Genomic DNA, 11621 nt, shown 5'->3' on the forward strand with positions numbered 1-11621 from the left:
AGCATCTTAGTCTATGCTTCCTCGTTTTACCTCCCCGCAACACCTATTGAGCCAGGCAGAAAATCCGAACACTCCGCAAAACCAGAAACCAGGACATTGCTAAAGTCTTGACCGAAACTCAACGCAAGAAGCTGGTACAGGCGCTAAAATCTGGCACAAAGTTGGGCGCGGCCCTGCAAACGTTGAATTTGAGTGCTGATCAAAAGCAAAAAATCGCGGCGATCGTACAAAAGTCAAATCAGCAGATCAAAGCGACGCTAACGGCTAAGCAGCAGCAGCAGCTAGAAACCATGCGTAAGCAGCATCAAACCACTGCACAAACGCCGATCGAGTAAAACGGCACAGCGCGCTAATGATGCGCTGGTCTGAGTGAACCTGGCTTGAGCCAGAAGTACGGTCTTTAGCATCTCCAACTTCCTTGAGAGAAGATTGGGGACTGGGCTTTGTTAACATACCTTCATGTGTCAACCGAAGCTTCTGAAGGCTATAAAACGCTATGCTGTTACGCCCCGACCAGCGCACCAAACTTGATGAAACGAATGATAGCTCCTTTTATGATCAACCGCGCTTCGTCACCCATGTCGATGAAGGCTTCATTCAGCAGCTTACGGATCTTTACCAGGAACGGTTACAGCCAAACACGCGCATTCTGGATCTGATGAGCAGTTGGGTGTCACACCTGCCAGAGGCGATCGCGTTTGCTCACGTTGAAGGGCATGGCTTGAATGGCGAGGAGTTGGCGCGTAACCCACGGTTAGACCACTACTTTGTGCAGAATTTGAACCAGGAACCAAAGCTGCCGTTGGAAGATCAGTCGTTCGACGCGGTGCTGAATACGGTTTCTGTGCAGTATATTCAGTACCCCGAAGCAATTTTCAGCGAAATTCATCGCGTACTGAAGCCTGGTGGTGTAACCATTATCAGTTTCTCAAACCGGATGTTCTATCAGAAAGCGATTCAGGCATGGCGAGATGGCTCTGAGGGCGATCGGGTTGAGCTGGTAGAAGGGTATTTTGCTTCAGTTCCAGGCTTTACTCCACCAGAAGTGATTGCGCGGCAGTCACAAGTCCTTGGCTTCATGCAGCTTCTAGGGATGGGTGGGGGCGATCCGTTTTATGCGGTGATTGCTTATCGGGAAGCATAGAACCAGTGGGACTGGCGGTTAGCGGTCAGCGGTCAGTAGAAGAACTGAATGTGCTGCTAATCGACGGGGACGGTTGAATGGATTATGATGCGTCGATCTCTGCCAAAAGTTTGGTTGCTTCAGCACATAAGAAATTATGGCACTGCCCATTGCTGGCAAGTAAACCGCCCCATTGGCTCACGTCTTCCTGGTTGTAACGCAAGGGTGTACCGTCAAAGTGGGTCAAACGGCCACCAGCTTCCGTTAGCACCAACTCTGGTGCCGCCAAATCCCAATCTTTGGGTGCAGAACTGCCGGAAAGCGAGACATAGACATCCGCCTGTTGTTGCAGAATCGTAGCGATCTTGCCACCAACGCTACCGACTGATCGCTGCTTCTGCACAGGAAATTGCTGCATGAGTTGGTTAAGCCGCTGATTGCGATGACTGCGGCTGGCGACGATCGTCAATTCTTCCACATGGCTTCGTTGGGAAACACGAATGGGAACGGGTGTTTCATGCCATCGCTCGACAAAGGTACCATTGCCCAAAGTGGCAAAGTAAAGCGTTGAGGTTGCCGGACAAACAACAACGGCTAAAACGGGGCGATCGTTTTCCAGCAGTGCGATATGCACCGCATATTCTCCGGTGCCCTGGATAAAATCTTTTGTGCCGTCAAGTGGGTCAATTACCCAAACCAACGGCTTTCCTAAGCGTTCGTGGCTGGGCTGAGCTTTGTAGGTTTCTTCGGTCAGATAGGCAAACTCGTTGCGCCCCAAGCTGGCATGCAGATTATTGAGAATATAGTCATCAACAGCCGTATCCGCAGCCGTAATCGGTTCACCCGTCGCATCTTGAATTGCTAAATCTGCCAGTTGGACGTTGAGCAGGATGTCCGCAGCACCCCACCCAATGCTGCGTGCGATCGTCAGCAGTTCTTGTAACTCTGTAGCGTGTAGGTGGTTCAAATTTGAATTCTCTAAGAGGGTAAAAGGCAGAAGGCAAAGGGCAGAAGGGAAAAGAAGTTGTAAAGCCTTCGACATGGCTTCGCTAGGGTTGTTAGTTGTGAGAAGCAAGCGGGACAGTTGAGCGTTGAAAGCTAATGGCTGAGCGCTAATCGCTCAAAACTCAAAACTTTCTTCCATCCAGCGACGTGTGCCGAAGTATTGGCACGATTGGGCCGCGACGCGGGCCGCGATCGCTAAAGCGTCTTTAAAATCTTCCTGCAAAATGGCGTGACAGAATGCACCGTGAAAAAAATCACCTGCCCCTAAGGTATCGATCGCCTGCACAACGGGTACATCAAGCTGTTCTGACTGCGTTGCTGTCCAGTACAAAATTGGTCGTTGTCCCCGCGTAATGGCGATATGGGGCACATCTAATGCTAATAGATACGCTATGACATCTCCAGCCGTTTGGCAGTTGGGCGGGTAAAAATTAGCAGAGCAGATAACGTAATCGGCAAGCGGTAGCACTGTTTCAAAGCCGGGTTTCCAACTGCCACCGTCAACCACAACGGGAATGGCTTGTGCTTGTGCCTGCGCTGCGATCGCCTGCCCAATCTCCATCTGATGCCCATCAATTAGAACGACTGCGATATTCTGTAGGCTATCAGTAGGAATGCTGTTGGCGATCGCTTGCGTTTTCACAGCGTTGATAGAGACAACGGCTCGCTCTCCCGTCTTCTCCGTCACCATAATGGAAGAAACGGGTGGTGAATCGGAGCGAGTCGGAGCGAGATCTGCCAGTGCCACCCTGCACTGTTGCAGATCGGTCAAAATTAACTGCGTCATGGGGTGGGCACCAACGACTCCAACCACGATCGCCTCATTGCCCAGATAGCTAAACGCAACGGCGGCATTCGTTGCTGGCCCACCGGCTGCTACGGTGTAGTCAGAAGCAACAATCTTTTGGTTATCAGTAGGCGGACGATCGACCCGGTAAACCAGATCCAGCGTCACTAACCCGACAAAAAGTCCACGATGAGGCATTGGGGGCAGTTGTTAGTTGTTGGTTGTTAGTAAGGCTAAAAGCTGACCTCAAAACTCAGAACGCAAGACTCTCCTCACTCCTCTCTTCTCATGCCAGGAACGCTCTATCTCGTCGGCACCCCGATCGGCAATCTCGAAGACATGACCTTCCGGGCTGTGCGAACATTGCAGACGGTGGATTTAATTGCGGCAGAAGATACGCGTCATACAGGTAAGCTCCTCCACCATTTTCAGATTGTTACACCGCAAATTAGCTATCACGATCACAATCGTCACATTCGTACACCAGAACTTTTAGAACGGTTGCAGCAGGGAAAAAGTATCGCCCTCGTCACGGATGCTGGCATGCCGGGTATTTCTGATCCAGGGTATGAACTGGTGAAAGCATGCGCTGAAGCAAACATTCTTGTGGTGCCGATTCCGGGTGCCAGTGCTGCGATCGCCGCTCTTGTGTCTTCCGGTTTACCCTGCGATCGCTTTCTGTTTGAGGGGTTTTTGCCTGCCAAAGCTTCCGCGCGTCGTGCTTCTTTAGAAGTTTTGCAAACAGAGTCACGTACACTAGTTTTTTATGAAGCACCTCATCGCTTGAGGCAAACGCTACAAGACTTCCTAATTCTGGGTGCAGACCGTCAAATTGCACTGGCGCGCGAGTTAACCAAACGGTATGAGGAGATCTGGCGAGGCACGGTTACAGCCGCGATCAACTACTACAGCACCCACGAACCTCAGGGGGAATTTACGATCGTCGTTGCTGGGGCTGAAGGCACGCCGCCTGTTTTATCGGAAGCCGCACTGAAAACAGAGCTGCAATCCCTATTGAAGCAGGGGCTTTCGCGCTCAGAGGCCAGCCGTCAACTCGCACAACAGACTGCCCTGCCCCGCCGCCAAATCTACCAACTTGCCCTGTCGCTTCCTGAAGAAGACTGAAGGAACATCCGGAATGGAGCCGTTCTACGATGATCTTTAACTTATGTAGGGAATAATTGAACACACGTAGGACAACGCTAAAACCCATGAGTCAACTGTTTGGCATTCTGCTGCTGGTGGCAGGTATGTATTTCCTTGGTCAAAATATTATCTTTTCGACGGCCTATTCTCCCTACTTTTGGCGCAACCTGCCAGCATTCGGTTCCATTCTAGCCATTATGGGCGGCGTAACCTTGCTCCTGTTTTTCCGCCGTCAAACAGGCAGCTTTGGCTGGATTTTGCTCATCTTGGGGATTGTCCTCGTTTTTCTCAGCGGCGGCGTGATGCTAAGACCCACAAGCCTTTGGAACTTTATGATTGCCTTTGCGGCTTTGGTTTCTGGTTTCAAGCTACTCACCGAAGGCAGACTGCGTTTTTAGCATCCAAGGAGCTTGCCAAGAAAGAACATACCAATAGGTAGGGGCAGGTTTTAACCAAAAGCTTGAGCTACAGCCGTGCACGTGATGCCCAAACTCGCTCTTATGGTGTTTTGTTTTCTAGAAATCTTCCAAGTTATCCAAAAACGCTGAAGCGACTCATACACCAACACTCGTATATTCAACAAAGTAGGGTGCTTTACGGTTGTACCTAATACACCCGGTAACATCACTAGCAACTAAAAACTAAAAATGGTTCCTAAGCGCTCTGAAACACCTCATTTGAGAACATTTCATTCAATGCGCCCAGGTAAGGTAGAAAAACAGCTACGTCATTGGGTGAGAGCCGATCGTGCATTTCCCAGCCGATCGCTTGTAGCATCTCCTGTACCAAGCGCCAGCTTACGTTTAAGCGAGGATACAGCATGGCACATAGGGGAAACAGTTCTCGCTGTACAGACTGAATGCTGTCTTCTAGAATGCACAGACATAGATAAACCTGAAACATTTCCACATCGCGGATGCTTGACGTTCTCACCTGGGATGTGCTGAGTGACCCACTGTAAGTTTCGTAGCTGGGGTGCTGCCGACAGATCTGCTTACAAACCTCTTGGGCGATGCGAGTGCTAATAGGCAATAAATTCTGTACGGCTCGGAGGGCTAGGGAGTGCGGTGGATGGTTGGCAGCCGCTTCATAAGCCGCTCGGAGGGGCATGTAAAGATGGTCATCCATGACCTTGAAATACGGTTCAAGCAGGAGTCGTTCTGCGGAAGAAAGGCTTTCAAGCAGCGCTTGCCCCGTGTAGTGAAACTGCATACTCACAAAACCGATCGCGCGTGGATCATCAGCCGTATATTTCTGCCGCACACGCCCAAATTCTCCACCCACTAGCACTGAGAGTCGCCGAGGCGTCACGCGATCGCCATAGGCATCGAGTGCTTTCTCAAAGAGCGCATGAGAATCAGCCGCAATTTGCCAGGGATTAATGATGTTGAGGTCGATACCGTGCCGACGGACTTCTTCTGATAAAAGAGTTTCAGTTGACGACCACGCCTGAGCGCTAGCTAATTTCAACGTTTGTTTCAGATGTTTTGCCGTGCGGACACGGCCTTCCTGCGATGCAATCTCTGCTAAATCAGCGCTTTTACGTAACCGTTCTGCTTCATCCCGTGTTGTCACTGAGATGATGTAGTTCTTTGCCCACAAGGCTGCCAGAGAGGACACTTTTGCTGGAGGAACTTTTGCCATCCTTGATGCCAAAGAAATTGCTGTGCTAGGACGCTGAAAACTAGTCGCAGTCGGTTCAACTGAGAAAGCCATTTTGTTATCCAAATGTGTCAAATGAAACCAGCTAATGGCGAAAAAGGCACATTAGCAAAAGACTCTCTCCAGGGGCGTGGTTAAGTCTTCTTTTAAGCAGACATTACCTGCGAAAGCGAACAACTTACTGCGCGCGAGCCATTCACCGACATGTTAGAGGTTCTTCCCTAAGAAAAAGCTCTGAACGTCACCTGTTCACTCTTTGCTCAGACTACTTTTGCTTGCACAGCTTTTAGGCTTGAGTCTCCTCTTAGGATGAGGATAGCCAACGTAGCGTTGTGTGACCCTTCCAGGAAGGAGTTGACTCTTTCAGGGGCATGGCTAAGTCTTACTCCGACTTGAGGTTAAGTATGCTGTACTAACACATCAAAAAACAACGGCTTCTTTACAAGAATTAACTTTTAATTCAAGTTTCTTGATACATTACCCGGTTGCTTTTTGTCGCTAATTGTGACTTGAGGTCGAGGTAAGGGGGGCAAACGACTTATACTGAGCGGTTCCATCTGCCATCAGCCAGTATTTTTGCTTAGAAAATGACTTCAATCACTGGTTGCCTGTCGCCTCTGTGGTGTCTTAAAAGGTCTCGTTCCGATTGAGGTGTTGAGCACCTTGACCGACAAGAAGTGTCTAAGCACTGAGAACTAGCTGCGAATTTTCGGATAAACCTCTGTAGCCGTGTTGCCATCATGCTCTATGACAGCTAGCCAAATGACTCGATTGTGTACCTGGGTGCTGGGCCTCTTTTTACTTTGCGCTGTGTCAACCAGTGCGGCTTCGCCTGATTCTGGAGGGAAGCTAAAGACATCAGTCTTTAATCTTCAACGCCGACAGCACGAACCCTTGACATCAGTGCTACCCAAATTGGCACAAGCGGATGTCATCTATTTAGGCGAAACCCACGATCGCCCTGACGACCATCAGGCACAGCTTGAAATGATTCAGGCATTGCATCGCTTGCGTCCAACGCTAACGATCGGCATGGAAATGTTTCAACGTCCCTATCAGTCGGTGCTCGATCGCTATTTAGCGGGTGTGTTGACCGAAGCTGAGCTACAAGACCAGACTCAGTACGCCAAACGCTGGGGGTATAACTGGGAATTCTACGCGCCAATCCTCCAGTTTGCTAAAGCAAATAAACTGCCTGTCATTGCCCTTAACACGCCAACTGAAGTCACCCGAAAAACCGCTCGCACTGGATTGGAAAGCCTGACGCTGGCAGATCGACGCTTTATTCCGCCGCTATCTGCGATCGTCCTTGGGCCAGATGCATACCGCGATCGTCTCCAAAAAACCTACGCTGAAAGCCATCACGGGCAAGGTACCAGTATCAACGTTGAGCGGTTCTTTCAAGCCCAGGTCTTATGGGATGAAACGATGGCTGAACGTATCGCTCAAACGCTACAGCAACGGCCCAAAATGCTGGTTGTCGTTCTGGTCGGGCAAGGACATATTTTGTATGGAGACGGTATTCCAGCACGGGTTGCCCGACGCGTGCAAGGGGCACGATTGCGCCGATCGTTTACCCAAACCTCCCTTTTGCTCAACGTTAAGGAGCCAGATAGTCTGGGCGATCGTCCCGTCGCTGACTATGTCTGGTACACAGACTGACTGAGAAACCTGAGAATGAATGCTCGACATTGTAAGCACGCCTTTCCCCTATGTTGCGTCATCTCCAGTGCTCGTAACATAGAGCGCAGGAAGCGACAATACCTTGCGGGTTTTAGCCTCTCAGTAGTATGATGGGAGACTGTGTTAATAAAAGCGACCTATGCCAAAGCTAAAGACTCGCAAAGCTGCTGCAAAACGCCTAAGAGCGAGTGGAAGTGGAAAAATTTTGCGCCGCAAAGCGTTTAGGAGCCACCTACTTGAGCATAAGAGCGCTTCACGTAAGCGACGGCTTGCCGGTATGGCAGTGGTGAATGAACGGGATGAAGCAAACGTCCATTTGATGCTCCCATATCTATAGAGTTAGGAGTTCTAAGTTTTAAGTGTTGAGTTGGATGCATCACTCAAAACTCAAAACTCAAAACTAACCAGACAGTGTGTTTAGAACCTCAAGGAACTTGTAACGATGACACGGGTAAAGCGCGGTAATGTCGCTCGTAAGCGCCGCAAAAAAATTCTGAAGCTGGCAAAAGGGTTTCGGGGGTCTCACTCTAGCCTTTTTCGCACAGCAAACCAGCAGGTAATGAAGGCATTGCGGAATGCCTATCGCGATCGTCGCAAGCGGAAGCGTGACTTTCGTCGCCTTTGGATTACACGCATTAATGCAGCTGCCCGTCAGCACGGGTTGAGCTACAGCCAGTTTATGGGTAGCTTGAAAAAGGCCAACGTTCAAATTAACCGCAAAATGCTGTCACAAATGGCAATTCTGGATCCGGCTGGCTTCAGCAAGGTGATGGAAGTGGTCAGCACAGCTGTTAAAAAGTCAGCTTAACCGTGAGTTTTGCCGCTTGGCATGGTAGTTAAAGCCGCGACGTTGCTTAGCACTGTTTTGGGGTTTAGTTTCATGGGGGCACTGGTTTCGGTGCTCCCATCTCTTGCAGCGGCAGATTTACAAACGATCCAGCAGCGCGGACGTTTAATTGTGGCAGTGAAAAATGACGTGCGTCCGTTGGGTTTTCGTGGTGCAGACGGTCAGCTTCAGGGGTTAGAGATTGAGATTGCTCAACGGTTAGCGCAGGAACTGTTGGGACGCAAAGATGCGGTTGAATGGCAATCGGTCGTCAATCAGGATCGTCTCACGGCTGTGATTGACGGCAAAGCAGACATTGCGATCGCCCACGTCACTGGAACCCCTTTGCGTGCGCGACTTGTCAGCTTAAGTGTGCCTTACTATTTAGACGGAACTGCTTTGATTACACGCGATACGTCGGTGCAGCGGTTAGCCGATATCGGCAAAGGCTCTATTGCAGTGCTAGATGGGTCTAGCGCGATCGCGACCCTTCGCTATCGGTTGCCGGACGCTAATTTGATCAGCGTGGCTTCCTATGAAGCGGCACATGCCTTACTTGAGAAGGGAGATGCGATCGCCTTTGCTGGGGATGCCACCGTACTAGCAGGCTGGGTGCACGAGTTTCCCTCCTACCGCTTGCTGACTCCAACCCTTTCAGCAGAGCCTTTATGCATTGTGATGCCAAAGGGCTTGCAGTACACCGACCTTCACACTCGCATTAATCAAATTATTGCCCGTTGGATTGCCGAAGGCTGGCTGCAAGAACGCGCGACTTATTGGGGATTGCCTTAGCAGAAATTGATTGCGCCCTTGCTGGACGTGACCAGAAGATTCTGGATGCAGCAACCGTTCATACCTCCTGCCATTTTGCGGTAAAGTTGACGTAGAGCCGATTTTGACAGTTACGCGGGCGAACTGACATTCGATATGAACACATCATTTCCGATCGTTTATGTTTCTTTGTTGCTGGTGCTGCTGTCGATCGCGGGATGGGCAGTCGTCAGGCAAATTTGGAAAACGCGTAAGGTTGAAGTTGTGCTTGATAAGCTTCAATCAAAATTGTCTAAGGAAGCGGGAACGGCTCAAGAATACTACGAGCTTGGCAGCATCTATCTAGATAAGAAAATTTATGCCCAAGCGGTCACGCTGTTTCAGAAAGCGCTGAAGGCAGAAGACCTTCAAGAAGCCGAAAGCGCAGCAGTCTACAATGCGCTCGGCTTTGCCTACTTCTCTCAAGAGCAGTATGATTTGGCGATTCGGCAGTACAAAGAGGCTCTTAAAGTCGAACCAGGATACGTTACGGCCTTAAACAATATTGGGCACGCCTACGAACGTAAACAGCTAACAGCCCAAGCGTTGGAAGTATACGAGCAAGTGCTAGCTATTGAGCCCAAAAATGCCACAGCTAGCCGTCGTGCTGAATCATTGCGTAAGCGCTTTGTTCCCTCTACCTGACCATTGACCGAGAAGATGACCAGGCGGGTGGCAATGATTCTGGTGGCATTGGCATCAATCTGATGCGTTTGAGACTGGGCTTTGCAGGCATGGTTAGCTCCAATTTTTGCTCCTGGATCATCGTTTCGACGACCAGCAATGCCTTCTCAACGGATTCATCCGAAGTATCGACTTGAGTCCATACCAGCGTTTCCAACATCTTGCGATAGAGTGCCAGTTGTACCAACTTCAACTGACTGCTAGACGTGACATTGGTTTCTTCGAGTAATTCCTGAAGCAAAGCGCGGTAGGCTTGCAGTCCCTTATCTTGCTTAAACCCAGGCAGTGCTTCTGCCAGAGTGTAAATTTCATCCGTTTTCAAATGCTTGACCTCACGCCCCCGCAACAGTTCAGAGATATTGAGATTGCGCTTGAGTAGCTGTCGATGGAACTGCATGGCTAATTTCTCCCTGGCATACACTTCGGGGCTACGTTGCCAGGTGTGATAAAACCATAGTGCGCTGACCAAAAGAATGGCAGCATTCCACAACCATTGAACCCAAAGCGGCAAGTGATTAAGCAACGGACGACCCGCAAACACAAAGAAGTAGTTGAAAATGCTCACGGTGCAAACAGTGAACAAGCGATGCTGTACGACTTCAGGGCTAAGTGCGGCGTGCTTTTGCTTGAGATAGGTCTTGTATGCTTTTTCTAAGCAGCGTCCCATCACATAACCACCGATGCTGAACAGCGCCAGGACGACAGGTACAGCAATGAGCTTTGGGATGGGGATGGCCTGGTCAAAGAGGTAAAAGCCAGAGTGCAGTAAATCGCTCAGTTGCTCATTGCTGCGACGTGCCCAGGCACCAGAGAAGTAAAAGTCCCAGTTGCCTGCAAACAGTTCATAGTCTAGAAAAAAGCCCACTACAAGTCCGGCATAGCTGTAGTAAAGAAATTTTTGCTCTGGTTGCGTGATCCGTTCCCAATAGCCTCGTTCAGCATCAATATCCATGCAGCTACTTTTGCACGCCACACATGCGGTTTTTTCTTTGCCTGCTTCTGTGGTGCGACACATGGATTGAGTGATTTTGCGATCGCTCGTATGCGCTTTACTCGTCAACAACCCTCCTGGCTCTGCATAAATCTGCTGCACCGGAGCCATCGGGCAGAAATAGTGGCACCAGGTTTTGCCGCCATACAGGTAGCCCACTGTCATTGCAGCGGCGATCGTGCCAAGGAGCCAAAGCCCCAGCGCCACTCGATTGGCATCCATAAAAAGTAACCGACTGCACAGCCCCAGGTAGAACAAGCCAAACTGTAAATAGGAGTGATTGCGCCCCAACCAGGAATCGGGCTTGATTTTGGCAACCTCTAGACGAGTCTTGTTAGTTTTTGGATCGACCCGCTTGACCTGACGTTGCCACCCCAACGCGCGCGGTAGCTGAGACAAAAAGGAAAGCGGACAAACGCGCCGCCAAGCTTCGTGCCCACCTACCAGCAGGATCACGATCGACGCTGGTATCACGAGTCCCCAAAAGATGGGTGCACCGAGTGCATAAGGTTCAGCAGCTACACAATGCCCTTGCAACATCACGCAGAGACTTGCATCAATGTGAAAGGGACTCGGCGTATTCTTTGAGTCGGTCAACCACGGCGAAAGCGGGTCGTAAAAGAGAGATGCAATGAGCAGCAGCCAGCAAATTGCCAACAGCAATCGGACACGGTGCATGGTCTGCTCCGCGAGCGGATTAAATAGATTCATTTACCTCATCCAAAATCACAGCAAAGGTGGTAGAGACCCTGAAAACAGTGCTTTTAGGAATAGGAATCTAGAAACTTGATGAATGCGCGATCGTCTTGCGCATGGGTTGGGTTACAACCGAATGCAACGGTGTCGTTGCGGCTAGAAAAGCGTGTCAAAGACCCAGATTTGCTTAAGTAGCAATACATTCTGA

The 11621-nt window shown here is 50.1% G+C and carries 13 protein-coding genes; 9 read left to right on the top strand and 4 right to left on the bottom strand.

Annotation, left to right across the window (positions count from 1 at the left end):
* Window positions 1-107 precede the first annotated feature (107 nt).
* Window positions 108-335 (top strand): hypothetical protein, encoded by a 228-nt coding sequence (locus tag AC5JLP_RS05605; RefSeq protein WP_496066931.1) that lies wholly within the window; start codon window positions 108-110, stop codon window positions 333-335.
* 161 nt (window positions 336-496) lie between these two features.
* Window positions 497-1144 (top strand): class I SAM-dependent methyltransferase, encoded by a 648-nt coding sequence (locus tag AC5JLP_RS05610; protein WP_496066932.1) that lies wholly within the window; start codon window positions 497-499, stop codon window positions 1142-1144.
* 82 nt (window positions 1145-1226) lie between these two features.
* Here AC5JLP_RS05610 and AC5JLP_RS05615 read toward each other — a convergent pair whose 3' ends face one another.
* On the bottom strand, window positions 1227-2090 hold the full coding sequence (locus AC5JLP_RS05615; RefSeq protein WP_496066933.1) for a 3'(2'),5'-bisphosphate nucleotidase CysQ family protein: 864 nt from the start codon (window positions 2088-2090) through the stop codon (window positions 1227-1229).
* Window positions 2091-2243: 153 nt separating this feature from the next.
* Window positions 2244-3113 (bottom strand): PfkB family carbohydrate kinase, encoded by an 870-nt coding sequence (locus AC5JLP_RS05620; protein WP_496066934.1) that lies wholly within the window; start codon window positions 3111-3113, stop codon window positions 2244-2246.
* Window positions 3114-3203: 90 nt separating this feature from the next.
* Between AC5JLP_RS05620 and rsmI the strand changes: the two genes are divergently transcribed.
* Both rsmI and AC5JLP_RS05630 read left to right on the top strand, forming a co-directional pair.
* Window positions 3204-4040: a 16S rRNA (cytidine(1402)-2'-O)-methyltransferase gene (rsmI, locus tag AC5JLP_RS05625; protein WP_496066935.1), complete on the top strand. Its 837-nt coding sequence runs from the start codon at window positions 3204-3206 to the stop codon at window positions 4038-4040.
* 86 nt (window positions 4041-4126) lie between these two features.
* Window positions 4127-4459: a hypothetical protein gene (locus AC5JLP_RS05630; protein ID WP_496066936.1), complete on the top strand. Its 333-nt coding sequence runs from the start codon at window positions 4127-4129 to the stop codon at window positions 4457-4459.
* Between the two features lie 256 nt (window positions 4460-4715).
* Here the strand turns inward: AC5JLP_RS05630 and AC5JLP_RS05635 are convergent, their stop codons facing one another.
* The gene (locus AC5JLP_RS05635; protein ID WP_496066937.1) at window positions 4716-5777 is read right to left on the bottom strand and encodes a hypothetical protein; all 1062 of its coding nucleotides are present in this window, start codon (window positions 5775-5777) and stop codon (window positions 4716-4718) included.
* A 693-nt stretch (window positions 5778-6470) separates the two neighbouring features.
* Here AC5JLP_RS05635 and AC5JLP_RS05640 point away from each other — a divergent pair.
* From AC5JLP_RS05640 to AC5JLP_RS05660, 5 genes are all read left to right on the top strand, one after another.
* Complete coding sequence (locus AC5JLP_RS05640) at window positions 6471-7385, top strand: ChaN family lipoprotein (RefSeq protein WP_496066938.1); 915 nt, start codon at window positions 6471-6473, stop codon at window positions 7383-7385.
* A 160-nt stretch (window positions 7386-7545) separates the two neighbouring features.
* A complete protein-coding gene (gene rpmI, locus AC5JLP_RS05645) occupies window positions 7546-7743 on the top strand; it encodes a 50S ribosomal protein L35 (protein ID WP_496066939.1) in 198 nt (65 codons plus the stop codon).
* Window positions 7744-7848: 105 nt separating this feature from the next.
* Window positions 7849-8214: a 50S ribosomal protein L20 gene (gene rplT / locus AC5JLP_RS05650; protein ID WP_496066940.1), complete on the top strand. Its 366-nt coding sequence runs from the start codon at window positions 7849-7851 to the stop codon at window positions 8212-8214.
* A gap of 21 nt (window positions 8215-8235) precedes the next feature.
* The gene (locus tag AC5JLP_RS05655) at window positions 8236-9024 is read left to right on the top strand and encodes a transporter substrate-binding domain-containing protein (RefSeq protein WP_496066941.1); all 789 of its coding nucleotides are present in this window, start codon (window positions 8236-8238) and stop codon (window positions 9022-9024) included.
* A 135-nt stretch (window positions 9025-9159) separates the two neighbouring features.
* Window positions 9160-9687, top strand: a complete 528-nt coding sequence (locus AC5JLP_RS05660; protein WP_496066942.1) for a tetratricopeptide repeat protein — start codon at window positions 9160-9162, stop codon at window positions 9685-9687.
* On the opposite strand, the gene AC5JLP_RS05665 is transcribed toward AC5JLP_RS05660, so the two are convergent.
* Window positions 9680-11428 (bottom strand): hypothetical protein, encoded by a 1749-nt coding sequence (locus AC5JLP_RS05665; RefSeq protein ID WP_496066943.1) that lies wholly within the window; start codon window positions 11426-11428, stop codon window positions 9680-9682. The two genes, AC5JLP_RS05660 and AC5JLP_RS05665, sit on opposite strands and share 8 nt — an antisense overlap.
* Window positions 11429-11621: the final 193 nt, after the last annotated feature.

It is taken from the genome of Stenomitos rutilans, from assembly GCF_059505485.1.